20 protein-coding genes are annotated in these 25,795 nt (G+C 53.7%); 6 read left to right on the top strand and 14 right to left on the bottom strand.

Translation table 11 applies throughout. The features are described from left to right. Positions 1 to 6: 6 nt before the first annotated feature. Entirely contained in the window at positions 7 to 846 is an 840-nt protein-coding gene (locus Q4E93_RS02705) for a universal stress protein (RefSeq protein WP_303582548.1), read from the bottom strand. Positions 847 to 976: 130 nt separating this feature from the next. Here Q4E93_RS02705 and Q4E93_RS02700 point away from each other — a divergent pair, with 130 nt between their 5' ends. Continuing rightward, positions 977 to 2,017, top strand: coding sequence for a zinc-dependent alcohol dehydrogenase family protein (locus Q4E93_RS02700; RefSeq protein WP_303582547.1), 1,041 nt, complete (start codon positions 977 to 979; stop codon positions 2,015 to 2,017). A gap of 33 nt (positions 2,018 to 2,050) precedes the next feature. Further along, positions 2,051 to 3,613 carry a sensor histidine kinase gene (locus Q4E93_RS02695; protein ID WP_303582546.1) on the top strand — a complete coding sequence of 521 codons (1,563 nt, stop codon included), beginning with the start codon at positions 2,051 to 2,053 and terminating at the stop codon, positions 3,611 to 3,613. Here the strand turns inward: Q4E93_RS02695 and Q4E93_RS02690 are convergent. From Q4E93_RS02690 to Q4E93_RS02660, 7 genes are all read right to left on the bottom strand, one after another. Continuing rightward, positions 3,610 to 4,314 (bottom strand): sulfite exporter TauE/SafE family protein, encoded by a 705-nt coding sequence (locus Q4E93_RS02690; RefSeq protein ID WP_303582545.1) that lies wholly within the window; start codon positions 4,312 to 4,314, stop codon positions 3,610 to 3,612. The genes Q4E93_RS02695 and Q4E93_RS02690 overlap by 4 nt on opposite strands. An 18-nt stretch (positions 4,315 to 4,332) precedes the next feature. Further along, positions 4,333 to 4,776: a FixH family protein gene (locus Q4E93_RS02685; RefSeq protein ID WP_303582544.1), complete on the bottom strand. Its 444-nt coding sequence runs from the start codon at positions 4,774 to 4,776 to the stop codon at positions 4,333 to 4,335. 4 nt (positions 4,777 to 4,780) lie between these two features. Beyond that, a complete protein-coding gene (gene ccoG / locus Q4E93_RS02680; RefSeq protein WP_303582543.1) occupies positions 4,781 to 6,235 on the bottom strand; it encodes a cytochrome c oxidase accessory protein CcoG in 1,455 nt (484 codons plus the stop codon). A 7-nt stretch (positions 6,236 to 6,242) separates the two neighbouring features. Then, positions 6,243 to 7,592 carry a cbb3-type cytochrome c oxidase N-terminal domain-containing protein gene (locus tag Q4E93_RS02675; protein ID WP_303582542.1) on the bottom strand — a complete coding sequence of 450 codons (1,350 nt, stop codon included), beginning with the start codon at positions 7,590 to 7,592 and terminating at the stop codon, positions 6,243 to 6,245. Between the two features lie 37 nt (positions 7,593 to 7,629). Beyond that, a complete protein-coding gene (ccoN, locus tag Q4E93_RS02670; RefSeq protein WP_303582541.1) occupies positions 7,630 to 9,795 on the bottom strand; it encodes a cytochrome-c oxidase, cbb3-type subunit I in 2,166 nt (721 codons plus the stop codon). Beyond that, on the bottom strand, positions 9,785 to 10,009 hold the full coding sequence (gene ccoS, locus Q4E93_RS02665) for a cbb3-type cytochrome oxidase assembly protein CcoS (protein ID WP_303582540.1): 225 nt from the start codon (positions 10,007 to 10,009) through the stop codon (positions 9,785 to 9,787). The genes ccoN and ccoS overlap by 11 nt, the downstream gene beginning before the upstream one ends. 67 nt (positions 10,010 to 10,076) lie before the next feature. After that, positions 10,077 to 12,497 (bottom strand): heavy metal translocating P-type ATPase, encoded by a 2,421-nt coding sequence (locus Q4E93_RS02660; RefSeq protein WP_303582539.1) that lies wholly within the window; start codon positions 12,495 to 12,497, stop codon positions 10,077 to 10,079. Positions 12,498 to 12,655: 158 nt separating this feature from the next. On the opposite strand from Q4E93_RS02660, the gene Q4E93_RS02655 reads away from it, so the two are divergent. Continuing rightward, positions 12,656 to 13,723: a response regulator gene (locus Q4E93_RS02655; protein ID WP_303582538.1), complete on the top strand. Its 1,068-nt coding sequence runs from the start codon at positions 12,656 to 12,658 to the stop codon at positions 13,721 to 13,723. A 9-nt stretch (positions 13,724 to 13,732) separates the two neighbouring features. Here Q4E93_RS02655 and Q4E93_RS02650 read toward each other — a convergent pair whose 3' ends face one another. From Q4E93_RS02650 to Q4E93_RS02625, 6 genes are all read right to left on the bottom strand, one after another. Continuing rightward, a complete protein-coding gene (locus tag Q4E93_RS02650) occupies positions 13,733 to 14,128 on the bottom strand; it encodes a hypothetical protein (RefSeq protein WP_303582537.1) in 396 nt (131 codons plus the stop codon). 88 nt (positions 14,129 to 14,216) lie between these two features. Beyond that, the gene (gene adhP, locus Q4E93_RS02645) at positions 14,217 to 15,251 is read right to left on the bottom strand and encodes an alcohol dehydrogenase AdhP (RefSeq protein WP_303582536.1); all 1,035 of its coding nucleotides are present in this window, start codon (positions 15,249 to 15,251) and stop codon (positions 14,217 to 14,219) included. 10 nt (positions 15,252 to 15,261) lie between these two features. After that, entirely contained in the window at positions 15,262 to 16,557 is a 1,296-nt protein-coding gene (locus tag Q4E93_RS02640) for an acetyl-CoA hydrolase/transferase family protein (protein WP_303582535.1), read from the bottom strand. Between the two features lie 6 nt (positions 16,558 to 16,563). After that, complete coding sequence (locus Q4E93_RS02635) at positions 16,564 to 17,163, bottom strand: hypothetical protein (RefSeq protein WP_303582534.1); 600 nt, start codon at positions 17,161 to 17,163, stop codon at positions 16,564 to 16,566. Positions 17,164 to 17,187: 24 nt separating this feature from the next. After that, positions 17,188 to 18,522 (bottom strand): hypothetical protein, encoded by a 1,335-nt coding sequence (locus tag Q4E93_RS02630; RefSeq protein ID WP_303582533.1) that lies wholly within the window; start codon positions 18,520 to 18,522, stop codon positions 17,188 to 17,190. Between the two features lie 46 nt (positions 18,523 to 18,568). Then, positions 18,569 to 19,177, bottom strand: coding sequence for a YceI family protein (locus Q4E93_RS02625; protein ID WP_303582532.1), 609 nt, complete (start codon positions 19,175 to 19,177; stop codon positions 18,569 to 18,571). 182 nt (positions 19,178 to 19,359) lie between these two features. Between Q4E93_RS02625 and Q4E93_RS02620 the strand changes: the two genes are divergently transcribed. The 3 genes from Q4E93_RS02620 to Q4E93_RS02610 all read left to right on the top strand — a co-directional run bounded on the left by Q4E93_RS02620 (position 19,360) and on the right by Q4E93_RS02610 (position 25,763). Continuing rightward, complete coding sequence (locus tag Q4E93_RS02620) at positions 19,360 to 20,547, top strand: M23 family metallopeptidase (RefSeq protein ID WP_303582531.1); 1,188 nt, start codon at positions 19,360 to 19,362, stop codon at positions 20,545 to 20,547. 429 nt (positions 20,548 to 20,976) lie between these two features. Continuing rightward, complete coding sequence (locus Q4E93_RS02615; RefSeq protein WP_303582530.1) at positions 20,977 to 24,168, top strand: SusC/RagA family TonB-linked outer membrane protein; 3,192 nt, start codon at positions 20,977 to 20,979, stop codon at positions 24,166 to 24,168. A gap of 17 nt (positions 24,169 to 24,185) precedes the next feature. Continuing rightward, positions 24,186 to 25,763 (top strand): RagB/SusD family nutrient uptake outer membrane protein, encoded by a 1,578-nt coding sequence (locus tag Q4E93_RS02610; RefSeq protein ID WP_303582529.1) that lies wholly within the window; start codon positions 24,186 to 24,188, stop codon positions 25,761 to 25,763. Positions 25,764 to 25,795: the final 32 nt, after the last annotated feature.

The following is a 25,795-nucleotide window of genomic DNA, read 5'->3' as shown; positions in this document are numbered from 1 at the left end:
GTATTATCAATGATGGGTGATAAAAATGGGCAGGTTGACCGTCTTTACGATGAGGTGGGCATGGCTCGGCTTGAAGAAACGGGAAAGCATGCTGCGTCCATAGGCGCCGATGACAACCATCGCATTCTTCTTATCGATGAGATAGCCGAACAGCTCGTCCGTCGCGTCGCCGGTCAGCACTTTCAGCTCTGTATTGGCAAAGTGATGCTGTAGCCATTCCTTCATTTTGTATTGCGATTCAATAGCAGGCTCGTCTTTTTCCTTTACATTGATGATCGTGGCTTTTTTCTGTTTCCATTCCGGAAAGAGATAAGCGAACTGTTTGATCGCAAATACGGAGGACGCGGACCCATTGTAAGCGAAGACGATCTCATCGATGGCATGAAAACTATACGGAGCGATGATGACAGGGCATTCGGCCTCTGCCAGCACATCTCTTACGAACTTTGCAGGGATCGACTCTTTCTTCCGTGCGAAGGAGGTCTCCGCATCCACGACCAGGAGGTCGGCAAACCGGCTCTCTTCGATGATCTCCTGTAAAGGGATCCCCCTATCCCGGTGAACATGGGCCGAGATGCCACGGCACTCGCAGGACTGTTTGAACAGCTTTATATTCTGCTCGGTGCTGGCTTCATTGCTGGCGGCCAGTTCCGGGGCGACAGTCGCAGCGGACTGCATCTGGGCAATAGTCTGAAAGCCCTGAAAAGCAGGCCTTTCATCGGACAGCACGTCTTCCAGGAAGATGCCGGTCAGCCGGGAATTGGTCAATCTCGCCAGATAGCATGCAAAATCAATGGCAGCGGTGCTTATATTTTGGGCGTCAAGCGCCAGTAAGATCTTTTCCATATGTAAGTTTTTCCATAAAGTAATTACAAATGGCAATGGCAGGCCATGAGGATGATCAATGGTTACGGTGATAATGGTCATGATTGGGCGGCGGGTGTTTAAGTAGCTTTAACAGACCAATTTATCTATCATGAAAGCATTAGTATACCAGGGTCCCGCGCAAATGTCCTGGGAAGAAAAACCCCAACCGGGCATTTTGCATCCGGCCGACGTCATCGTACGTATTCTGAGAACCACTATTTGCGGTACGGACCTGCACATCCTGAAAGGAGATGTGCCGGAAGTGGAAAAAGGCCGGATACTGGGTCATGAAGGAGTGGGGGTGATCGAAGAGGCCGGCGGACAGGTGAACAACTTTAAAGTGGGCGACCATGTGCTTATCTCCTGTATTACTTCCTGCGGCGCCTGCGAGTATTGCAGGAAGGGGATGTACTCCCATTGCCTGCGCGGCGGCTGGATCCTTGGCCACCTGATCGATGGCACGCAGGCCGAATATGTCCGGATACCCTATGCGGACAACAGCCTGTACAAGATCCCCGAAGGCATGGACGAAGAGGCGCTGGTGATGCTGAGCGATATCCTGCCGACGGGCTTTGAATGCGGGGTGCTCAACGGCCAGGTGAGCCCGGGAAATACGGTGGCCATCGTCGGGGCAGGTCCCGTAGGACTGGCAGCCCTGCTGACGGCGCAATTCTATTCACCCGGCGAGGTCATCATGGTGGACCTGGATGACAATCGCCTGGAGGTCTCCCGCAAATTCGGAGCCACGCAAACGATTAACAGCAGCCGCGAAAATGTCGTTGAAAAAATAATGACGCTGACAGCCGGAAAAGGCGTTGACACGGCCATCGAGGCAGTGGGGGTGCCGGCCACTTTCGAGCTTTGCGAATCCATCATTGCGCCCGGGGGCAGGATCGCCAATGTCGGCGTACACGGAAAGAGCGCTGAGCTCCATCTTGAAACGTTATGGGCCAGGAATATTACCATCACCACCCGGCTGGTGGATACGGTGACCACATCCATGCTGCTGAAGACCGTGAAGGCGGGTAAGCTGAACCCGTCGCTGCTTATTACTCACCGTTTCCCATTAAGTGATATCGTCCATGCATACGACGTATTCGGACATGCGGCCAAAGAAAAAACCCTAAAAGTAATTTTGGTGAATGAATAAATGATAATTTAGCACATATCAGTTAATGCCCATATGTTCAAAGAAAAGTCGTTCAATGTCCTCCTTTTCTGCATCATCGTAACCGTTAGCTCGGGGGTGCTGCAATACATGAATCCCGGCATCAGCATTTTTGATGGCGGACTGATCACAGCTGTCTTGCTGACCATTTTCCTGAAGAACGATGCTTATACCAAGCTGTTCGGCGGCATCGGCGCCGGCCTCATCATTGTCTCGTCTTTTTACGAGCACGAGCATATGGAACGCGACCAGGTGCTGATACAGCATGCCTTCTCCCTCATGATCGTCCTGATGACCATGATCTTCGTCCTGTATGTCAAAAAATTATACCGCAGCATCGAATCCGAGCAGATGCAGGTGAATGCGCTGTTCGAACATGCCACGGAAGGGATCATCCTGACGGATGACAAAGGTAAAATCGTGCTGCTGAACCCTGCGGCTTCCAACCTGCTCGAATATGAAAAAGATGAACTGTTGGGCAAGTCCATCGAGATACTGATCCCCGGCCGATTTCATGCCCATCATACCCAATACCGCGAAGGGTTCTACCAACATCCTTCCAACAGGACCATGGGCCATGGACGGGATCTCTTCGCCCGCAAGAAGGACGGCAGGGAATTCCCGGTGGAAGTGAGCCTCAGTTACTACCGTCAGAAGAACACGTTCTTCGTCATTGCCTTCCTGGTGGATATCACGCAGCGCAAGCAGGCGGAGCGGGAGCTGCTGGACCGCAAGGCCGAGCTGGAAAAGATCACCCAGGACATCAGCCGGCTGAATGCGGAGCTGGAGAGCAAGGTGGAGCAACGTACCCTGATATTACGGGAGGCGCTCCAGGAGCTGGAGCGTTCGCAGGGGGAATTGAACGAAGCGCTCAATAAGGAGAAAGAGCTGAATGAGATCAAATCAAGGTTCGTCTCGATGGCCTCGCATGAGTTCCGGACGCCGCTCAGCACGGTGCTTTCCTCGGCAGCCCTGCTGTCCAGGTATACCCAGACGGCGGACCAGGAAAAACGGGACAAACATATCAAAAAAATAAAGGACTCCGTCAAGCACCTGAATGACCTGCTGGAAGATTTCCTGTCGTTGGGCAAGCTGGAAGAAGGGATCATCCGGGCTGAAATGACAAAGTTCCCCGTCAAAGAGTTCCTGGATGAGATCGTAGAAGAGATGAGGCCATTGGCAAAGCCAGGGCAGGATATCCACTGCGACTGCCCGGGGGATCATTCTTTTGTCAGCGACAAACGCCTGCTCAGGAATATTCTCATCAACCTGCTCAGCAACGCATCGAAGTTCTCGCCGGAGGGAGCAGGCATCTGGCTGAACGTGCAGCATCATCCCGGGCGGAACATGTTCCTGTCGGTGAGGGATGAGGGCATCGGGATCTCCCCGGAGGACCAGCAGCATCTTTTCAGCACCTTTTTCCGCGGCGCCAATGCCCAGAATATTGAAGGCACGGGCCTGGGGCTGCACATCGTCAGGCGTTATGTGGACCTGCTGGGCGGCACGCTCGGACTTGAGAGCATACTGGATAAGGGCACCACGATCACTGTGGAGGTGCCGGAAGGTACGGTGGATTAATGACAGGAAATGGCAGGGTGCTGACCATGGGCCAGGACGGGACTGACGAATGGGATGCCGAGATCCAGGCCCCGCAGGATGAGCAGGAGGCCCATCGTCGCGACGAGGTAAGGCACGGCCTTTCTCATATACAGCCGAGCCGCCGGGCCTATCAGGCGACCGGAGAAGCTAAGGATCAACAGCGCGGGCAGGGTGCCTGCTCCAAACAAAAACATGAATGCAATACTTTCCCACACCTGCGGAAAGCTGAAAGCGCCAGCCACGGCGAGATACACCATGCCACAGGGCAGCAGCCCGTTGGCCATACCAAGAAAGAAGAAACTATGTCTGGATGGCGACTGCCACAGCCGGCCAATGAAGGCCTCCAAAGGGCGGAATAATTTCCCCGCCATTGCGGGCGGCGTGCCTATGGAAAATAAATGGCGGGCGGCTATCCACAATAACATCAAAGCCCCGATGATAATGGAAAACGCCTGCTGAAAGCCGGCGAGATAAATATGCCTACCCACCAGACCCGTAATGGCCCCTAAAGTTCCATAGATCATCAGCCTGCCGCCGTGGTAGGTGAGCAACGCTACCGTGCGACCTGCAGGGGACAAATGACGGATGGGCAGCGCCAGGGCCAGTGGTCCGCACATGCCTACGCAATGCAGGCTGCTTACCAACCCCAGGGATATTGCCGTTGCAAACAGGACCCACATAATGTTCGTGTTGTATGGTTACAGTACCACAAAAGGTTTCTCTTCAAAATATCGTACGCCATTGCTTTCCCATTGTACCCGTACCGTGTACCGGCCTGGCTTTATTATCCCGGCGGCGATGTACTGGCTGGCCGCGGAGTCTGTCTGCAAGGCAAAGCGGCGGTCCCTGCCCGCATCGGCCGGGCAATAAAATTGTATGCTTCCCTTCACGCCTGTATTCCTCATTTCCTGCGGCAACGTAACGGTGATGGCCTCTGCCGCCTGGCGCAGCGTCACTCCCGTGGAAAGCGCCAATGTCTTTTGCCTGGCATCGATCACCTGCTGATAGCTCAGCTCGTCTTTATAGTACTCTTTGGCTACCAGGTCCACGGGTGTTTGCATACAGCGGTAGACCATGAAGGAGATCATGCCTCCGAAAGCAGCAAACACGAGCAATAGCTTATTTCCCCAACTGATTCGCATATTATTAATTTTTGTCGTGGCCCTGGTCCCTTACGGGTCCCAGGAAATTGGTACGTATCTCGTCGATCTTTTTATTCCCTTCATAAAGGCCGATGTGCAGCAGCGTCTTTCTCTCGCTGATGGAGGACAAGGGCAGCACCACAAAGAAAGTGCCGGCGCCTTCATCTTCCTTCTTCAGCGGGATAGCCTGCCCGCCAATGATCTCTATCCGGCCGGAGTTGTCTTCCAGGCGCAGGTGCAAGGGCAGGTTCCGGGTCGTCTTGTTGGCGACCTTGATGTTATACAGGTTTGACACGCTGTCCGTGCCTCTTTCCTGGTAGAGCATCCCCGGCGCCCGCATGATGGTGGCGTCCAAATCCTTACGGCTGAGCAGCAGGGCGGAGAGGATGACCACGAGCACGCACAGCAGGCCTGTATACAGCTTCATGCGAAGGGTATACCGCAGTGGTTCCTTGTTGCTGATGCCATTCTCTGATGTATAGCGAATGAGGTTCAGCGGCCGCCCTGTTTTTTCCATCATATGATTGCAGGCGTCAATGCAGGCAGTGCATCCTACGCATTCCATCTGGAGGCCGTTGCGGATATCGATGCCGGTAGGACATACTTTAACGCATTGAAAGCAGTCGATGCAATCACCGGACTCAATGGCTGCATTCTTTTTGTATTTTCCCCTTGGCTCACCCCGTTTGTAGTCGTAAGCCACGATCATGGAATTGCGGTCCAGCAGCACGCTTTGCAGGCGTCCGTAGGGGCATACCACCGTGCAGGCCTGTTCCCGGAAAAAGGCGTAGACTGCATAAAAGACGGCGGAAAAAACCAGCAGGGACAGTAATCCCACTACGTGTTGACTCACGGGCTCGGTGATGATCTTCCATAAATCCCTGATCCCGATGACATAGGATAGGAAAGTATTGGCAATGATGAAGGCCAGCAGGAAGAAGGCCAGGTGCTTGGCGCTCTTTTTAAATATCTTTCCCCCTGTCCAGGGGGCCTTTTTCAGCAGCTTTTGCTGGGCAGCATCTCCTTCGATGAGGTATTCCACCTTACGGAACAGCATTTCCATAAAAATTGTCTGGGGACATACCCAGCCGCAGAAAAGACGGCCAAAGGCGGCGGTGAACAGGATGACAAAAATGACGAAGGTCACCATGGTGAGGCCAAAGATGAAAAAGTCCTGCGGCCAGAAAACTTTCCCGAACAGGATAAAACGTGCTGCCGGCACATTGAAAAGGAACAAGGGCCGCCCATCCACATAGATGAAGGGCAGGGTGAAGAACAGGATGAAGAATCCCCAGCTGATGTAGCTCCTGAGGGTGTACCATTTCCCTTTCGGTTTTTGGGCAAAGATCCAGTTGCGCCGGCCTCTGGCATCTACTGTCGCCAGGTGGTCGCGGAAGGATTGGTCGGGTCCGGTCAGGCCCGGTACGGTTTGTTTCGGGATGGAGGGCGAGGATTCCATTATTATTTTATTTAGCCAGGGTACCCTGCGGCGCTTTTGCGTTAGCCGGGTGAGTGCCCTGTAATGATCTGACATAGCTGGTGATCTGTGCGATCTGCACAGGCGAAAAATCATCTTTCCAGCTCTTCATGCCTTTATCGGGCCAGCCGTATTTGATGGATTTGAATACTTCCTGGACGCTGCCGCCATGCAGCCAGTATTCGTCGGTGAGGTTGGGACCTACGCCCCCCTCCCCGGCCTTGCCGTGACAGGCAAAGCAGGTGGTCTCAAAAACTTTCTGGCCGGCTGCCAGGTCCGGGGCGGCGGTGAGCTGTTTTACTGTGTTCTCATCCACGAGATTGGCCGCATTTTTCAAGAAGGCGGCTTTTTGCAGCTCAGCCTTCTGAACAGAGATGGTATATTCTTCTCCGCTGAGCGGCGCGCTATGTGCGACATGGTACCGCCACATGTATACACAGGCGAAGAGGATACAGCCATAGAAGCCATAAAGCCACCAGGGCGGCAGGCGGTTGTCCAGCTCGCGAATGCCGTCGTAATCATGTCCAAGGTCGAGGGATACTTCCTGTTCAAGGGGTTTGAAGCTATTGATCTTTTCCCACCAGGAGATGCGGGGTTTGGCGGCGGCCTTTGCAGCATCCCCCGCCGTGGCCTGACCTTTCTTATGGATGGACAGAACCAGCCGGACATTGTACAGCAACGTGAACAGGATCAGCACTTCCAGGAGGATGACGCCGGAGATCATATAAAAAGCGGTATCAGATACCCCATTGATAGCCGTGGTTCCGACTACGGCGACATTGGCAGCTGATACGTCGGAGCCTTCTGCCGAGACCGGAGAAGACGCGAACATGGAGACCGCCAGTATCATACCCACCACTGTCATTGGAACGGAGCTTCTCGGCGAAGCTGTCCGGGCCAGGCCGCCTGCATAGGTCAGCTCTTCCGGCTCTTTGCTGACGCCGTTGCCAGCGGTATCGGGTGCATCCGATGCGGCAGACCTGACGGGTATCTGCGCCGCGCCGAGCAATACATTGGCCAGCAAGGCGATGGCGAGGGCCAGGATGATAATGATAATGATGGCCACGACAACGAAAGGGCTGGTGGCGGAAGACGGCACGGGTGGGCCGGCCGCATGGGTCGACGCGCCCGGTAATACCAGGGCTGCCAGGACAAGGATGATCTTTCCGCCGCCTTTTAATTTATCCAGGGGCAGCTGTCGCAGCTCTTCGATCATATTTTTGTCTGCGCGGATGGCCCAGATGACCATCACCAGAAAAAAGAGACCGAATATGATCAATGACGACAGGCCATAGATGCTGACGCCGCTGATCTTTTCCAGGTAGTGAATGAATTTCATATGTTATGAATATTTTGTCGTTTGTTTCTTATGATGATCAATTCCCCATGATAGCGCGTCCTTCCGGATCTTTCATGGCCGTTTGCTCTTTCGGCGCCGCCTTGATGTCCTTACCAAGGCGCTGCAGATAAGCGATGAGGGCCACGATCTCTTTATTCCTGCCCGCGTGGATCTTGTCGGCTTTCAGGGCTGTGTCGATGGCTACCTCCTGGGCGGCCAGGTCCTTATTCGCCTGCGACACCGCGTATCCATCCGGGTAAGGAACGCCCAGTCTTCTCATGGCCCGGATCATGCTTTCCGTCCTGCTGGTATCCAGCTCCCTATCCAGCAGCCAGACATAAGATGGCATAATAGAGCCCGGGGACATGGACGAAGGGTCCATCATATGATTGTAATGCCAGCTGTCGGGATACTTACCGCCTTCCCGGGCCAGGTCGGGGCCAGTGCGCTTGGAACCCCACTGGAAAGGGTGATCGTATACGAACTCACCTGCTTTTGAGTATTCCCCGTAGCGGGCCACTTCATCCCTGAAAGGCCGCACCATCTGGGAGTGGCAGAGATAGCAGCCTTCCCGGATATAGATATCGCGACCGTGCAGTTCCAGGGGTGTATAAGGCTTCACGCTGGTGATGGTGGGGATATTCGATTTTACCAGGAAGGTGGGGATCAGCTCGATCATGCCACCGATGGCTACGGCGATGAGGCTGAACACCAGCATCTGCATGGGTCTTCTCTCGATCCAACGGTGCCAGTAGGTACGTCCGTGCGTGGGGATCTTTTCGGGAAGGGGTGCGGCTTCTGCGGCTTCGTCTGCGATGAAGCTCCCTTTCTTAATGGTCTTACGAAGGTTGTATATCATGATCAGAGCGCCGATGATATACAGCGCGCCACCGATGCTACGGGTGACATACATGGGAATGATATGGGTGACGGTCTCCAGGAACTGGAATTTCAGCTGCCCTTCATCCGTAAAGGATTTCCACATCATGCTCTGCGTAAAGCCGGCCCAATAAAGCGGGATGGCGTAGAGGACGATGCCAATGGTGCCGATCCAGAAATGGGTGCCTGCCAGTTTTTTGGAATACAGGCTTGTGTTCCACATGCGGGGGATCAGCCAGTACAGTACACCGAAGGTGAGGAAACCGTTCCATCCCAGCGCACCGATGTGCACGTGGGCGATGGTCCAGTCCGTGAAGTGGGAGATCGCATTTACGTTCTTCAGGCTGAGCATGGGGCCTTCGAAGGTGGCCATGCCATAACAGGTGATGGCAACCACCAGGAACTTCAGCACCGGCTCTTCCTTGACTTTATCCCAGGCGCCCCGGAGGGTGAACAGGCCGTTGAGCATGCCGCCCCAGCTGGGTGCGATGAGCATTATGGAGAAGACTACTCCAAGCGATTGGGCCCAGTCGGGAAGTGCGGTATACAGCAGGTGGTGCGGGCCTGCCCAGATATAGATAAATATCAGCGCCCAGAAGTGGATGATGGATAGACGATAGGAATAGATGGGTCTGTTGGCGGCCTTGGGCAGAAAATAGTACATCAGCCCCAGATAAGGCGTCGTCAGGAAGAAGGCGACGGCATTGTGACCATACCACCATTGCACCAGCGCATCCTGAACGCCGGCGTACCAGCTATAGCTCTTCCACATGCTGACGGGCAGCTCTACGGAATTGACGATGTGCAGCATGGCTACGGTGACCCAGGTGGCGATGTAGAACCAGATAGCGACGTAGATATGGCTTTCCCGGCGCCGGATGATGGTGCCGAACATGTTGATGCCAAAGATGATCCATACGATGGCGATGGCGATATCGATGGGCCATTCCAGCTCCGCGTATTCTTTACCGGTGGTCTTTCCCGCCCAAAGGGTGATGGCGCCGATGACGATGATCAACTGCCAGCCCCAGAAATGAACTTTGCTCAGCACGTCGCTGAACATCCTAGTCTTACAAAGACGCTGCAGGGAATAATAGACGCCCATAAAAATACCATTGCCCACAAAAGCGAAGATGACGGCATTGGTATGGACGGGGCGCATCCGGCCGAATGTGGTGGCCGGAATACCCAGGTTCAAAGCGGGGTAGTAGAGGGCGATGGCGGCCCAGAGACCGGCCAGCATGCCCACGATACTCCAGAACATGGTGGCATAGCCGAACCATTTCACCGTCTTGTTGTCGTAATAGAATTTTTCAATTTGCATGTGATCTGTTTTGATTGATTGAGCGCGATTGGATCTTATGTTCGTTGGCGGAGTTACCCGGAATATTTTCAACAGGCTGGTCATCGAATAATATGCGGCGGGGCGGTGCATACCCGTCGTCGAACTGGTGGTGCTTTACGCCCCAGATGAAGGCGCCCAGGAACAGGGAGGCTACCGAAAGGCTTACTATTAAAAGCAGGAGAATGGCGCTCATACTTCAGATTTGTAAAGTTGTTATCAGCAAAAATATTTTTAACCGCATAGTTTCTTAATGACGATTGTTAGCGGGACGCATGATCCTTCTCAGCTGGAGGGGAAAGGTTGAATCCCAGGTATTTTGCGGCCCAATTGACGGAGCTGTAAGTGAGGATGAGTATGCTCAGCGAGCTGGAAGGCATGAGGATGGCCGCGATCAGCGGCGAAAGCTGACCCCGCACGGCAAATGAAAGGCCGATGACATTATAGAGAATGGAAAGGATGAAGCTGGCGAGAATGATCCTCCCGGCCATGCGGCAGAACCGGATGAATTGGGGAAGACGTTGGAGCCGGGAAGCTTCCAGGATGGCATGGCTGGAAGGCGTAAATGAATGGTGGTCTTCCGCCAGGGCGATACCCGTATCGCTTTGTCGCAGGGCCCCGGCATCGTTGAGGCCGTCCCCGATCATCATGACCTTTTCCCCCAGCTGCTGCAATTGAGATATGTAGGCCGCCTTTTTTTCGGGTGTCCGGTTGAAAAAAATGCGGGCGTTCCTTCCCATGAAGGCCTGCAGCCGGCTCCTTTCCCTGTCGTTGTCGCCGGAGAGAAGGGAGAGGCGGAAACGACGGCCAAGCGTTTGCACCAGTGCGGGAATCCCATCCCTGTAATGGTTAGAGAACCGGAAATGTCCCATGAGCTGGTTGTTCCAGGCGACGTACACGCGGGTTTCCGTGCCTGCCGATGGCAGACCCGTCACGAACAGGCGGCTACCGATGGACAGTTTTTGTCCGTCGATCCAGCCTTCTACTCCTTTTCCCGGAGACTCTCTGAAGCCGGCAATGGCAAGACGTTCTGCCCTACCCAGGTGCCGGGTCAGCGCCTTGCTAAGCGGGTGGGTGGATTGGGCTGCCAGCACGGCGATGGCCTCCAGTTGCGCAGGAGTAAGCGGGCTGCCTTCGTAGGTGACGGCATCGTCCCCTGGCGTCGTCAGGGTGCCCGTCTTATCGAACACGATATGGGTGGTGGCGGCAATATTTTCGATGACGCGGGCATTACGCAGGTAAAGGCCATTGTTGCCCAGGATCCGCAGGATATTACCGTTGGTAAAGGTGCTGGACAGCAGCAACGCGCAAGGGCAGGCTACGATCAGCACGGCAGTAACGGCGCCGGCGATCCGGGCGGGGTCGAAGATCCACCAGTAGATGGCAGCGCCGGTGGCGATGGTCAGGACTATATAGGTGAACCAGCGGCTGAGCAGATGAATATAGGAATGTTCTTCCTTCTTTTCTTCATGCCTGTTCCATAGCTGGGTGAGATAGCTCTGGGCTACTTCTTTCACCACTAATATTTCCAGGGCGGGTCCGGTCTGGCGACCGCCGGCATACACCAGCTCGCCCAGCTCTTTTGCCACAGGCAGCGATTCCCCCGTGACAAAACTGTAATCAATAAGCGCTTGTCCCCGGGTAATGATCCCATCGGCGGGTATCAGCTCACCATGGTGGATGACCAGCGTATCGCCGCAGCGGATCTCCGGCAATGTCCGGGGGACCTCTTTACCGTCCTGGAGCAAGCTGACGGCGATGGGAAAGTAAGAAGTATAGTCCCTTTCGAAGGACAATCGTCGCTGGGTCCTGTCCTGGAGCGCACGACCTGCCAGCATAAAAAAAACAATGCCAGTCATGGAGTCGAAATAGCCGGCGCCTGTACCGGACAGCACCTCATATGCACTGCGTATGAAAGTGACGATGATGGCGAGGGCTATCGGGGCATCGATATTGAGAAATTTATTCCGTAAGCCTTTCCAGGCACTGCGGTAAAAAGGCTGGGCGCTGTAAAAGAACACGGGTATGGCCAGTGCCAGGTTCAGCATACGAAACCAGCTCCGGAGCAAGGGTTCGGACCCTTCCAGCCCCAGGTATTCGGGAAAGCTCATCAGCATGATGTTGGCAAAGCAGAAACCGGCGATGCCCAGTCTGTATACGTTGCCCCTGGCAGCGGGTGGCCGGGACTGTCCCAGGTCGCGCAGGCTGATGTAGGGTTCATACCCGGTGGCGGATAGCAGCTCGGCCAGCTGCCGGATATTCATTTCATGGTGGTTGAAGACAATGGCGACCTCCCTGGCGGCAAAGTCCACACGGGAGGAGATCACTCCTGCATCCAGGCGATGCAGGTTCTCCAGGAGGAAGAGGCAGGAGCTGCAATGGATCTGCGGAAGATAGAACCGGGCATGGGTTTCGCGGTCATCGCGAAAAATAACAAAGCGTCCTGCTATTTTCTCATCGGCCAGGAAAGCGAATTTATCCTTATGGCCGGGATCCGTGCGAGGGACGCCTGGCTTGTCATTCAGCCGGTAATATTCGCACAGACCACCATGATCCAACAGCTGGTATACGGTCTTGCAGCCCTCACAGCAAAAGGCTTTTTCGCCCAGGGTAACGGGGGTAGATAAGCAAGGGTCTCCACAGTGGTAGCAGGTGATCTTTATGCCGGTGGTGGTGGTTTCCATATGGACGGCAAGATAAAATCGAGCGTTTTCCGGGAATATGACGGTTATCAGTGTAAATACTGATCCTGGTCAGCCGGGGGTTTTCTTTTTAATTTATATTATTGCGGAAATTTTTACCTTTTAGTAACTTACTGCCTGAAATTTAAAATAAATCATCCATGCGCAGATTGCTCGTGATCGACGACCATGACGACATTCGTGAAAATATAGCCGAGATCCTTTCACTGGCAGGATATGAGACTTTTACGGCGGAGAATGGCAAACGGGGGGTGGAAGCGGCGATCAGGGAAAAACCCGACCTGGTCATCTGCGACATTATGATGCCGGAGCTGGATGGTTATGGCGTATTGCATCTGCTGCGGAAGAATGCGGCAACGGAAAACATACCCTTCATCTTCCTGACGGCAAAGACGGAGCGGGGCGATTTCAGGAAGGGCATGGAGATGGGCGCGGACGATTACATCACCAAACCTTTCGATGACATCGAATTATTGAATGCCATAGAGGTGCGCCTGAAGAAATATGACGTTCTTCAATCCAAATATGCGCCAGATGAGAAAGGCGTGAGCGAGCTGATCAAGGACCTGAACAGCTCCGGCCTCCTGAATATGCAGCTGGATACCTATGAGACGGAGGACCTGGCCAAAAAGCTCACTTTGTATTCGGAAGGCAAGCGGCCCAAAGTGCTCTATTACCTGAAGAAAGGAAAGATAAAAGCCTCCAGGGTGAACGATGACGGCAAAGAATATATTACTAATTTTTATGCTGCGGGCGACTTCATAGGCTATCTTCCATTGCTGGAAGGTAAAAACTATGAGGATACGGCTGTTGTCCTGGAAGATGCCGAAGTGGTGATGGTCCCCCGGGACGAGTTCGTCAATGGTGTCTTTAACGATATTACGGTGGCTACGAAGTTCATCCGCCTGATCGCCCAGAATGTGCAGGAGAAGGAGGAGCGGCTACTCAGCCTTGCCTATGGATCGCTGCGCAAGCGGGTGGCCAAGGCGCTGGTGGATATCCATGCCAAGTTCAATAAGGAGGAAGGCGGGGCGAAGCCAGGGCAGGCGCTGGATATAAGCAGGGAGGACATCGCGCAGTATGTCGGTACGGCGACGGAGTCGCTTATTCGAACACTCAGCGATTTCAAATCTGAAAAACTCATCGAGATCAAGGACGGCAAGATCCGGATCACGGACCTCAGCCGTCTCAATAATCTCTTATATTAGGGAGGGGTATTATGCAAATCCCAATGCCATGTCCTGACCGCGATCGTTTTGCTGGCGAAGGGTCCAATGGTCGGTCATGGAAGTTTCCAGCCAGAGGTTGCCGCTCTTTCGCAGCACTTGCGCAGGCAGGCCGAACTCGTACTGTAGCAGCACTTCCAACTCACTGACCTTCATATTGTCCGAAACGCCGAAATCGGTCCACAGCAGCTTTTGTGCGGCAGATCTTATTGACTCGCCCTGGTCGTCCGGCTGGCTGGCGCCATCTGTTTTGCCAGCGCCATTTATGGAAGCAACCCGTTTCTCTCCCTTCCCCCTGGTAAAATCTATTTTCAGGTAGGGATAATTTCTGCTGAATTCCTCCTGCACTTCTTTGAGCAGAAGCTGCCGGGTATTTATTGACTTCATAGTATGTGCTCCCATGGCAAAATAATTTCATAGCGTGAACGGGAATATGACCATTGTTTTATGCGGATATGATCTTCGTCATGCCTTATCAGGGTTCCGCGATCTTCATCACGATGCGCCCCTGGATATCGCCGGCTCTCATTTCATCGAAGACCCCATTGATGGCTTCCAGGGAGGCTGTGTGGACCGTAGCTTTAACTTTTCCCTGTACGGCAAAGTCGATGGCTTCCTGCAGGTCCTGGCGGGTGCCCACAATAGAGCCCCTCACCGTCAGGCGGTTGAGCACAGTCTCGAAAATAGGCAGGTCGAAGCTCCCGGGGGGAAGACCATTGAGTGACAGTGTCCCTTTGCGTCTTAATGCGGACAGTCCCTGCCGGAATGCGATGGGTGAAACGGCCGTAACCAGCACCCCGTGCATGCCGCCTGTCTCTTTCTTCAGGAAGGCGCCCGGATCCTCTTTGAGGGCGTTCACCGTCAGGCTGGCGCCGAGGTCTTTTGCCAGTTGCAGCTTGTCGTCGTCGATGTCGATGGCTGCGACCCGCAGCCCCATGGCCCTGGCATATTGGACAGCCAGGTGCCCCAGGCCGCCGATACCGGATATGGCTACCCATTGCCCGGGTTTTGTTTCCGTCTCTTTCAGGCCTTTATACACGGTGACGCCGGCACAGATGATGGGCGCCATCTCGATAAAGTTGATACCGGAAGGGAAGCGGCCGACATAGCGGGCATCTGCGATGACATACTCGGCATAGCCTCCGTCGACGCTGTAGCCACCATTCTGCTGCTGTTCGCATAAGGTTTCCCAGCCCGTCGTGCAATATTCGCAGCATCCGCAGGCGCTGTATAACCAGGGCACACCTACGATATCGCCTTCCTTTACATTTGTTACTTCCGGTCCGGCTGCCGCGACATAGCCGATGGCTTCGTGGCCGGGCACCAGCGGCAGCTTAGGCTTGACGGGCCAGTCGCCGCTGGCGGCGTGAAGGTCGGTGTGACAAACGCCGCTGGCGATCACTTTCACCAGCACCTGGTGGGCCTTAGGTTCGGGGACGGGTCTTTGCTCTATCTGCAGGGGCTGCCCGAATGCACGAACGACGGCAGCTTTCATTGTTTTTGGCAACATATAATTATTTTTAATTGTGTATTGTAGTTGATTTATAACGTTGGTAAAAAGCCTTTTCCAGCCATTCGCGATGCGCGGGGTGCGCGATCTGTATCAGCGCATGGGCTCTTTGCTTCAGGTTCTTACCGAACAGATCGACTTTCCCGTACTCCGTGACGACCCAATGCACATGTCCCCGGGTGGTGACTACGCCGGCACCTTCCTTCAGGAAGGGAACGATGCGCGATATGCCGGAAGCGGTCACGGAGGGCAATGCTATGATCGGGAGCCCATTCTCCGACAGGGAAGCTCCCCTGATAAAATCCATCTGGCCGCCAATGCCCGAATATTGATAAGTACCCATGGAATCGGCACATACCTGGCCAGTCAGGTCTATTTCGATCGCGCTGTTGATGGCGGTGGCTTTCGGATTTTGCCGGATGATGCTGGTATCATTCACATAGGCGATATCCATCACCCGCATTTCGGGATTGTCATCGACAAAGTCGAAGATGCGGCGGGTGCCGTTGATAAAGCTGGTAACGGAATAACCGGGGTTGAGCTTCTTCCGGCGATTGTTGATCACTCCGCGTTCGATGAGGGGGATGACGCCGTCGGACAGCATTTCGGTATGCAGCCCCAGGTCTTTATGCCCTGTGAGGTTCCGCAGCACCTGGTCCGGTATATTGCCGATGCCCAGCTGCAAGGTGGCGCCGTCCTCGATCAGGGAGGCGATGTTCTCCCCTATCTTCTCAACGATGATATTGGACTTGCCGGAATAATCCGTCTCGGGCAGCTCAGCCTGGTGCCAAACGAGGGCATCGATATCCCGGACATGGAGAAAGCCATCCCCGTGGGTACGAGGCATGCGGGGGTTCACCTGTGCGATGACATGACGAGCCACATCTACGGCTGCCCGGGCAACATCTACCGAGGTTCCCAGGGAACAGTAGCCATGTTCATCAGGCGGGGACACCTGGATGAGGGCCACGTCCAGGGGAAGGATATTCTTTGTAAACAGCTGCGGTATCTGGCTGAGAAAAATGGGTACATAATCACCGTCCAGGCTATTGACGACTGACCGCGTGCAGGCAGAGACAAAAAGGGAATTATAAAAAAAGCTTCCCCTGTAGAGCGGATTGTCGAAATCCAGGTCGCCCAGGGTAGTGATACTTACCAGCTCGACGTGATGCAGCTCGTGGTGCCTTGCCTGCAGGGCTTTTACCAGGTGTACGGGAGTAGCCGCGCTGCCATGGATAAAGACCCTGTCCCCGGTCCGCACCTGGCGGAGGGCTTCTTCAGCAGATATATATTGATCTTTTGACATGATGATCTATTGATTAATTTGATGTAGTTGAAGCCGGAACTGGACGTCCAGCTTGTCATTGACCCGGATAAGCCCGCCCATCTTATGGGGAGGCACTAACCCGAAATCTGAAAAACCAAATACCCTGTAGCCAACGAGCTCCACATTTCCTTCATTCTTCCTGCAGGCAGAGTACATAACCTCAAACTTCCGGGAAATCCCTGCCAGCTCCACTTCGACAGATCCTTTCACAGATTCCGCTGCGACGCCAAAGGATGGCATTTTCTCCAGGCTGATAAACCGGATGGTAAGGCGGGGATAATCATGGTATTTCAAGGTTCTTTTGAACTCTCCCGTCATTATGCGGTTGTTGCAATTAAAGTCTTCGATATTGACCGACAGCGTCCCCAGGAAGGACGCCCCGGCCGGGTTCAGGGTAATGGTATCGGGACCTGTATACTCATTCACCTGGCAGCAAAAACGGTTGACATTGGTGCTGCCTGCGATGCTGATGGAACTGGTCCTATCTACCAGCCATTTGCTCTTCACCGGGTTGGAAGAATAGAGCGTGTATGCCCCTGTCGAGACATACACGCTGATGATAACTATAAACCGGAGAAGGTACATTTTCGTGGATTTCAGATGAGGTACTTAGAATCCGATGGTTGCTGCTATTACATATCCGTCAAATTTCCCGCTGTTGCGAACATCCGATGTCGGGAAATCTTTGTACTTCTGTGTGACATATTCGCCTTTCAGGAGAATATTGCTGGTGAGGAACCAGCCGGCGGAGTAAGACAGCCGGTCAATGGTCACTGGAACGGGAAGCCCTTTCAGCTCAGCCAGGACATTGTTGTACCGGGCGCCGATGAAGAGATTTTCGGACCTTCCAAACCTGTACAGGCCATCTACTGCATATTGGGTGAACTGGCGGTTGGTCGTTTCAGTGCTGCCCCTTCCCTGAGCATGTTCCAGGGTACCGAATACTTCAAAGTGGGAGACTTTGGCAAATCCATTCACCATAAAGGCGTCCACTTTATATCCGAAACCGGGGTTCAGCCTTCCGCTGAAGCCGTCGCCCGCATAGGCGCCTGTTCCACTGGGAGGTGTGACATAGGGTTTTTCCATCACCATGAAGTAGTTGGAGCCAGCGCGGTCCCCGTTGTACAGGTCATTCGTAGGGCTGCTGTTGATATGGTAGTAGCTGCCGGACAAACGCACGCGGACCAGGTCATTCAGTTTTTTGTCGATCCCCAGCTTGCCATAGATGGCAGGGTTCTTTTTGATATTGCCATTGGCCGTAGTCACAGCGACGGAGTCCACGTTTCCTTTCATCATACCATTGGTCAATCCAACCATTCCGAACAGACCGTTGCGTTGATAGAGCACTTCGCCACCAATCTCCGTTCCATAGCCATCAACGATATAGCTTTCAATGAAGGGATTGTACAGTGCATGTCCGCCGTCAGTCCTGCGGAAGTGCGCGTCGCCGTAGTTGATCTCGAAATGCCCGATCTTAATGGTCGTGTTCTTCATCACATCGCTCCAGAATTCGCCTTTAAAGGGCAGCTTGTCGAATTGAATATATCCGCCTTTTACCCAGGCCTCATTATGGTGACGGGTAGAAAGATACAAAGTCACATTCAGGTGGATGCCGTCAGCCAGGAGGAAGTCCGTATACAGGTTAGCCATCGCTGTATTGAATCCCGGAGAGATCTTGTACAGGACGTTGCCTGGAACTTTATCTGAATTATTCTCGTGTTTCAGGTTCTGGAATTCCTGCGTGAAGCCTGCGCCGACACGTAAAGTAGGACCTGTGAAAACTGAGCTGTCTTTTGCTGGTTCGAAGACATTGATGCCAGACTTGTCATAAGGGCGCATGTTGGGAACCTGTCCCTGCAAAAGCTGGGCAAATGCGGCCACGGGTAGCAGGGTAAGTGCGAAGAGTATCCAACGTGCAATTTGTTTTGGGAGATTGTGTGTCATAAAATTTGATTTAAAAAGATGTTGTAATAATTGTTTGAAGGGTTGTTTATATTTTTTTCAGGATCAGGCTGAATTTAAGGGTGACGTCGTTGCCGGTCTTGATGGTGCCCATCATAAAAGTGGGCGGCTGCATACTGAAGTCTTTCATACTGATGGTGCGGCTGCCCGATACCGTCAACGTATTATCGGCATTGGGTTTCACGGTTGCGACGATCTCTTCGTCACGGGTGGCGCCGGCAATGGTCAGCTTGCCTTTGCTTTGTACAATGATGGTTCCTCCATTCCCGTTGGTCACCGTAGCCGAGGTCATCGTATAGGTGATGGCGGGGTTCTTATCGGTTTTCAGGGCCTTGTAAGCGTTGTTATCCATGGAGGTATGCTCGCTTTTCAGGGCGGTGGCGGGGGTGGAGAAACTTAGCGCCGTAAGTTCTGTCACCTGGCCTGCGCTGTTCTGGTTGAAAGAGGCCGTACAATTGGCTTTGACGGACTTCATGTCCCAGTTGTGGAGCGTGGAAGTGCCGCTGATCACCAGGTCCACGGTGCTGCTGGAATAATTGGTCTGCGCATTCGAAGCGAGGGCGCGCAGGAGAAGCAAAGCCGAAAGCAATGCCGCGGTCAGCATCATTTTGGCGGTGGAAGGTGTTATCCTGTTCATGATTGAAATGATTTTGATTTAAATGATCGTTTGTTGTTTGGTGGTGTAAAAGTAGTCGTGCGTGGATAGCCTATGCATGATCATGGTCAGTAGTCTTCATGACTTTGCTACGGGTAGATGATGGGTATACGTCATTCCGGGGAAAAAATCATACATTCCCATATAATTAAATGGAAGCACCTATGCACAACCTGTCCTGGCCGGATCCGCAGCGGATCAGGGGCCTGTTTATCGCTGGAGCGCTTATCCTGGTATGTAACCTCCGCGGCCTTTCACAATCGCATTCGGCCTTTCCCGTCGACATAACCTCCGGTCCCGCACCACAGCCCGTGCTGGCCGAAGGCCGTATCCGCCTCGTATACGAGCTCCGTATCACTAATTTCAGTACGGCCCCTATTGAATTTTTCGGCCTTGACGTCTTTGGCGGCGACAGCACCAGACCCCTGGCCAGCTATCACCATGAGGAGCTGGACAAGCTGTTGATGGCCATCGGTCCTGCCGATAGCGCCGCCAGGCTGCGTACGGTGAACGGTGGCCGCAGTGTGGTGATCTTCCTGGATCTGACATTGGACAGCGGCATGCGATCGCCGGCGGAGCTCCGTCACCGGCTCCTGCTCTCCATTCCCCTCAGAAGCGGCGGATCCATCCAGAACATTATTAATGGCCCCGTTGTTGCTGTTGACCGCACTCCTTCCATTGTCCTGCACGCTCCCCTTCGCGGAGCGTCATGGGTCGCATTCAACGCACTTTCCAGTGAAGACCACCGGCGTGCATACAACCCCGTGGACGGGAAAGAACGAATCGCCGAGCGATTTGCCATCGACTGGATGTGTCTTGGCCCCGATAAACGTTTATTTCACGGCGATGCCATGTCCAATAAGAATTTCTATTGTTATGGAGCGGAGGTGCTTGCGGTGGCGGACGGACGTGTATCGGCGCTTAAAGACAGTCTTCCCGATAATACTGGCAGCAGCGAGCGTGACGGCCGTAAGATCACGCTCGACAATATTGTCGGCAACTACCTGATCCTCGATCTGGGACAGGGACGGTATGCCCTCTATGCCCACCTGCAGCCAGGGAGCTTTAAAGTCAAGCCGGGGCAGCGGGTGAAGGCGGGCCAGGCGCTTGGTCTCCTTGGCAATTCAGGCAACTCCGATGCGCCGCACCTGCACTTTCAGCTGACGGATGGCAATTCGCCCCTGGCCTCGGAAGGCATACCCTATGTATTGGAGCGCTTTACCCAGTCGGGTGTGATAGAGGACACGGGACTTCTTGACACCGGTGAGCCCTGGCAGCCCAAAACACAGACAACGTCCGTCGTTCACAGGCGGATGTTCCCCCTCAACAATGCGGTCGTAACGTTTCCCTGAGGACCACCTTCGGCAGGCGGGCAAAGGTTTATTTTATTTCCCTACTAATTTTGTAGACTAATAGATTTTCTATTATCTTTGTTCCGAACCATATATGTACCAACAATGCCCATTGTTTATGGCACCGACAACTGCTCATATTGATTTCTCTTCTAAGGCTATCATTCTTAAAAGTTTATATAGCGGCATTCTCCTGAAGATATGCTGTTGTTGTTGTTAGCAGATCTTCTCCTTTCCTATTTGTCCATTGTGTACACCAGGGATTGCGCCATCATTATTCACCTTAAAATACCAGTTATGAGAGTGGAAGGGTCATAAAAAAGCCCGGCAGGCATTGCTGCTTACCGGGTGAGGGGATGAGATCAGTCCGTAACGCCAATCACTTACTGATCTGCATCGGATTAACATTAACGACAAAATATCATTAACATGAATCTATTTCAAAGGTATATAAAATATACCTCCTGGATCTTTTTGCTCCTATTTTCCCGCGCGCAGGCGCAAACCACCAATGTATCCCTCTGGGGAAGGGTGATCGATGAAAAAACAAAGGAGCCTCTTGCAGGCGCCACCGTCCATATCAAGGGCACCACGCACGAGGTATTGACCGACAACACCGGTGAGTTCAAATTCATTACGGGCCAACGTGTTCCCCTGACCTATATCATCAGCTATGTGGGCTACCAGGGGCGGGAAGTGCCTGTCAACAGCTATGGAGAGCTGGTCATTCAATTGAAAGGCGGCAACGCCTCGCTCACCGAAGCGGTGGTCGTGGGCTATGGCACACAGCGGCGCAGCGATATCACGGGTGCGGTGGCCACGGTACCGAAAGACATCCTGGCCCGGCCTACTTCCTCTTTTGACAACCTGCTGCAGGGAGCCGTAGCCGGCGTCGTCGTCAGCCAGAGCTCCGGCCAGCCCGGCGCCACTGCCACCATCAGGGTCCGGGGCGGCAATTCATTAAGCTTTGGGAATGATCCTTTATTTGTCATCGACGGCTTTATTTATTACAATGACAACAGTCTTACCAACCTGACCCCCACCTCCGGAACGGTGCCATCCGTAACGGGCGTCTCCTCCAACGGCCTGTCCACTATCAACCCTTCCGACATAGAAACCATCGATGTATTGAAAGATGCGTCCGCGACGGCCATCTACGGGTCCCGGGGCGCCAATGGCGTAGTGATCATCACCACAAAGCGAGGCACCCGTAACAGCAATAATATATCCTATAGCGGCACCTATGGTTTTCAGCGGGCCGGCAAGACCTTATCGGTCCTGAATGGCAGCCAGTGGGCCCATCTATTTGACGACCTGTATAAGGCAACGCCTTCTATTCAGGCGGGGCTTGCCGCCAACAAGAAATTCATCGACTCCCTGGGCGCCGCCGGCGTCAACGGGAATTGGGTAGACGCCGCGCTCCGGACCGGCACGCAGCAAAACCACCAGCTGACGGTGTACGGAGGGGATGAAAAGTCCAGGTATTCCTTTTCGGGCAACTACTTCTCTCAAAAAGGCATCGTGGTGGCCTCCGATTTCACCCGGTATTCGGGAAGGTTCAATTATGAGAAGAATTACTCGAAGGACTTTAAGCTCGCCACCAGCATCTTCGGCAGCAATTCCATCGAGAACAAGCTGACGGGGGCCGCCTACAACGGCATCGGCTTTGGCAACGCCTTCTCCTCTTTATACATGAACAATCCGCTGCAGACGGTGAAAAATGCGGATGGCACCTATAATACTTCCCCGCAGCCGGCCATCAATTCCACCCTGAATACCATCAGCGGGCAGCAATTCGGCGACAATTCCATCCTGGACATCGTATCCACCACCAACCAGTCAAAGCTCTCCCACGTGCTGGCAAATATCTCCGGCGAGTATAAGCTCACCAGCGACCTGACGTTAAAATCCACTTTTGGTGTGGATCAGCTGAATACCAAGCTGAACTATTATGCCCCTTCCTACACCAACCTGGGCAATAACGGCGGTACGATCACGGGGTCGGGATCTGTAGGTACCGTAAACTATCTCAGCTGGCTGAATGAGAACACCATCGCCTATAGCCACGCTTTCCAGTCAAAACATTTCCTGGATGTACTGGCGGGCTACACCACGCAATATCAAAAATCCGAGAACACCTTCCTGGCAGGACAATCCTTCCCTTCGGATGCCACCACCTATAACAATCTGTACAATGCGTCCGTCAACAAAGTGACAGGGTCGGGTGAAGCCCAGCAAACCAGGAACTCCTGGCTCGGCAGGGTCTCGTATTCTTTCCAGCATAAATACAATCTGACCCTTGCCGGAAGGGCGGATGGCGCATCCCCCGCCGGTGCGAACAAGAAATGGGGGTTCTTTCCTTCCATCGGGCTTTCATGGAACGTATCGGATGAAGGATTCTTTGAAAAAGCTGGCAGGACCATCAACAGCCTGAAGCTGCGGCTGACGGCGGGCAGCGTGGGCAACGCGAATTTCCCGTCTTACAGCTCCCTGGCCACCATCACTTCCTATGGCTATTACCTGGGCAGTCCCCTGGCCGGCACGAATGGACTCGCGCCTACTCAACTATCCAACCCTGATCTCAGCTGGGAGACCACGACACAATACAATGCGGGGGTCGACGCCAGCCTGCTGGGCCGCCGTATCCAGCTGACTGCCGACGTATACTATAAAAAAACAACCAGCTTATTTATCAGCGGGGCCGGGCTGATCCCCTTATCTTCCGGCTATGCATCCGCCTCGGAGAACATCGGAAGCCTGGAAAACAAAGGGGTAGAGATCACCATCAATACGGAAAATATCCGGGCACGGGACTTCACCTGGAAATCCTCGCTCATTTATGCCGCCAATCGCAACAAGATCCTGAACCTGGGGCCCAGCAACGCTTTCTTCCCCGTCGCTCCCACCGGTCAGGTGTCTCCCGTGATCGTGAAGGTGGGATTGCCGGTGGGTACTTTCTGGGGGTACAGCACGGCAGGGCTTTTGACCACGAGCGATGTCTATGGTTCCAAGACGGCGCCTAAGCTTTCGGGCGTTTCGCAGGTGACGGGTGACAGGAAATATGTGGACATAACGGGTGATGGCGCGGTGACGACGGCGGACAAGCACCCCCTGGGCAATGCCCAGCCCAAGTTCACGGCCAGCCTGAATAATAACTTGACGTATAAGAACTTTGATCTTTCGGTCTTTTTCCAGGGGTCTTTCGGCAATAAGCTGTTCAACCTGCTGCAGCAGCAGCTGGAAAAAACCACCACTACCCAGAATGTCTCCACGGCACTGCTGGACAGGTGGGACTCCGTTGCCAATCCCCGGGGCAGATCTCCCAAAGTGGTCAATGCGCCCGTGGTCCAGGTGGCCGACATCTACATCGAGGACGGCACCTATATACGGCTGAAGAATATCACCCTGGGCTATAACCTTTCAAAGGACGTCGCTGCCCGGATACGCGCCAAACAAGTGAGGGTCTATGTATCGGCGCAAAACCTTCTGACCATCACCCAATACAAAGGGCTCGACCCCGAGGCCAATTTCTATGATCAGAACAACCTGCAGCCAGGCATTGATTATGGAGTTTATCCGAATTACAGGACCTATACGGTGGGTCTCAATGTGACCTTTTAATCATTAAAGATATGAACATGCAAAAAATACTCTTCTTTTCCCTGGGGGTCTTGTTGTTCTCCTGCAAGAAACTGAGCGAGCATCCGCAAGGAAGTCTTACCCCTGAAAACTTTTATCAGACACAAAGCGACGCTGTTGCCGCAGTGACGGCCGTATACAGCACTTTGACCACGGACATCAACAATGATTTTCCTGTTTATGGCCGTAATCTCAACCTGATCGTGGACAATACCAGCGATAACCAGGTGTATAGCCCTTCCAATACCAACCCGGACGTGCGTGCATTGGGTACGGCTACGTATGTCGCCACCAATGACAGGGTGCATAAGATCTACGCACAGCTGTACTGGGGCATCAACCGGGCGAATATCGCCATCGACAGGATCCCGGCCATACCGGCCACCCAGTTTGTGGATCCCTCCCATTCTGCCGCCAACCTTGTCAGGGAGGCCCGTTTTATCCGTGCGCTTCTGTATTTCGACCTTGTCCGCCTTTTTGGGCCCGTGCCGCTTGTGTTACACGACCAGGGTACGGTGGCCAACGCCGGGGAGCTGGTAAGCCGGACTTCCCGGGATTCCGTCTACCAGCAGATCATCGTCGACCTGGATTCGGCCACTGCGCTGCCTGCCGGCTATACAGGGGTGAATGTAGGAAGGGCCACCAGCGGTGCGGCGCATGCCTTGCTGGCTAAAGTGTACGTAACGCGGCGGGACTGGAGCAACGCGGTCACCGAGCTGAAGAAGGTCATCACAGCCGGTACGGCGGGCCTGTCGGATGCCACTTCGGGCAATTATGGCTATGATCTGTTCGTCAAATTTTCCGACGCTTTTCAGCCGGGTACCAAGAATGGGAAAGAGCATGTCTTCTCGGCGCAATTCAACGGCACGGCGGGCGGCTTTACCAGCACCAATACTTTGAGCTCGTTCACCTGGAGCAATTCCGCCTATACGGCCGACATTCCCGCGGACAGCAGCGTGGTGCACCTCTTCGATCTCACCGATCAGCGAAGAAGCGCCACTTTTTATGATTCGCTGTTCAACCAGACAACCGGCAAATGGGTGCAATGGCCTTTCTTCAACTTCCTCAAGTTCGTCGATCAGAGTTCAGGCTTCGTCACTGCGTTGCAAGGCACGCAAGGCGCCAACAGTAAGGTGAATTTTCCTGTGATCCGGTATGCCGAAGTATTGCTGCTGTATGCAGAAGCATTGAATGAGCTCAACGGCGCACCTACGGCGGATGCTTATGCCGCCATCAATATCGTGCGCGCCAGGGCCTATAACTCCTATACGGCCAATGGAGGCTATACTGATCATACTTATGATCTGCCGGCCGGCCTGAGCGCATCCGATTTCAGGGATGCTGTCTTTACAGAAAGAAGGAAGGAATTCATCCAGGAGAGCCAGCGTTGGTTCGACCTGGTGAGAAGGACGGACCTGGGTCCCGGGCAGTATTATTTACAGAATGTTCATAGCATGGTGGGCAATCCCAAGGCTGCCGCCACCTTAAAAGACACTTTATTTCCCATTCCCCAGACGGAGATCGACCTGTATGGGGGACGTAATCCCAATTTTAAACAAAACCCCGGGTGGGAGTGAGTTGCGAGCGGCGAGCGGTGAGCGGCGAGCTG

This window comes from Flavitalea plasmicola (assembly GCF_030546645.1).
Classification (GTDB): Bacteria; Bacteroidota; Bacteroidia; order Chitinophagales; family Chitinophagaceae; genus Puia.
The sequence above is the reverse complement of the archived record's forward strand: the minus strand, read 5'-3'. Positions and strand labels throughout refer to the sequence as shown.

Excerpts from the sequence above, each read along its gene's own strand:
- Q4E93_RS02700 (WP_303582547.1), top strand. The coding sequence starts at position 977 with ATGAAAGCATTAGTATACCAGGGTCCCGCGCAAATGTCCTGGGAAGAA.
- Q4E93_RS02620 (WP_303582531.1), top strand. The coding sequence starts at position 19,360 with ATGCACAACCTGTCCTGGCCGGATCCGCAGCGGATCAGGGGCCTGTTT.
- Q4E93_RS02630 (WP_303582533.1), bottom strand. The coding sequence starts at position 18,522 with ATGACACACAATCTCCCAAAACAAATTGCACGTTGGATACTCTTCGCA.
- Q4E93_RS02655 (WP_303582538.1), top strand. The coding sequence starts at position 12,656 with ATGCGCAGATTGCTCGTGATCGACGACCATGACGACATTCGTGAAAAT.
- ccoS (WP_303582540.1), bottom strand. The coding sequence starts at position 10,009 with ATGAGCGCCATTCTCCTGCTTTTAATAGTAAGCCTTTCGGTAGCCTCC.
- ccoN (WP_303582541.1), bottom strand. The coding sequence starts at position 9,795 with ATGCAAATTGAAAAATTCTATTACGACAACAAGACGGTGAAATGGTTC.
- Q4E93_RS02650 (WP_303582537.1), bottom strand. The coding sequence starts at position 14,128 with ATGAAGTCAATAAATACCCGGCAGCTTCTGCTCAAAGAAGTGCAGGAG.
- Q4E93_RS02640 (WP_303582535.1), bottom strand. The coding sequence starts at position 16,557 with ATGTCAAAAGATCAATATATATCTGCTGAAGAAGCCCTCCGCCAGGTG.
- Q4E93_RS02690 (WP_303582545.1), bottom strand. The coding sequence starts at position 4,314 with ATGTGGGTCCTGTTTGCAACGGCAATATCCCTGGGGTTGGTAAGCAGC.
- Q4E93_RS02705 (WP_303582548.1), bottom strand. The coding sequence starts at position 846 with ATGGAAAAGATCTTACTGGCGCTTGACGCCCAAAATATAAGCACCGCT.
- Q4E93_RS02675 (WP_303582542.1), bottom strand. The coding sequence starts at position 7,592 with ATGAAATTCATTCACTACCTGGAAAAGATCAGCGGCGTCAGCATCTAT.
- ccoG (WP_303582543.1), bottom strand. The coding sequence starts at position 6,235 with ATGGAATCCTCGCCCTCCATCCCGAAACAAACCGTACCGGGCCTGACC.
- Q4E93_RS02635 (WP_303582534.1), bottom strand. The coding sequence starts at position 17,163 with ATGTACCTTCTCCGGTTTATAGTTATCATCAGCGTGTATGTCTCGACA.
- Q4E93_RS02625 (WP_303582532.1), bottom strand. The coding sequence starts at position 19,177 with ATGAACAGGATAACACCTTCCACCGCCAAAATGATGCTGACCGCGGCA.
- Q4E93_RS02610 (WP_303582529.1), top strand. The coding sequence starts at position 24,186 with ATGCAAAAAATACTCTTCTTTTCCCTGGGGGTCTTGTTGTTCTCCTGC.
- Q4E93_RS02660 (WP_303582539.1), bottom strand. The coding sequence starts at position 12,497 with ATGGAAACCACCACCACCGGCATAAAGATCACCTGCTACCACTGTGGA.
- Q4E93_RS02615 (WP_303582530.1), top strand. The coding sequence starts at position 20,977 with ATGAATCTATTTCAAAGGTATATAAAATATACCTCCTGGATCTTTTTG.
- adhP (WP_303582536.1), bottom strand. The coding sequence starts at position 15,251 with ATGTTGCCAAAAACAATGAAAGCTGCCGTCGTTCGTGCATTCGGGCAG.
- Q4E93_RS02685 (WP_303582544.1), bottom strand. The coding sequence starts at position 4,776 with ATGCGAATCAGTTGGGGAAATAAGCTATTGCTCGTGTTTGCTGCTTTC.
- Q4E93_RS02695 (WP_303582546.1), top strand. The coding sequence starts at position 2,051 with ATGTTCAAAGAAAAGTCGTTCAATGTCCTCCTTTTCTGCATCATCGTA.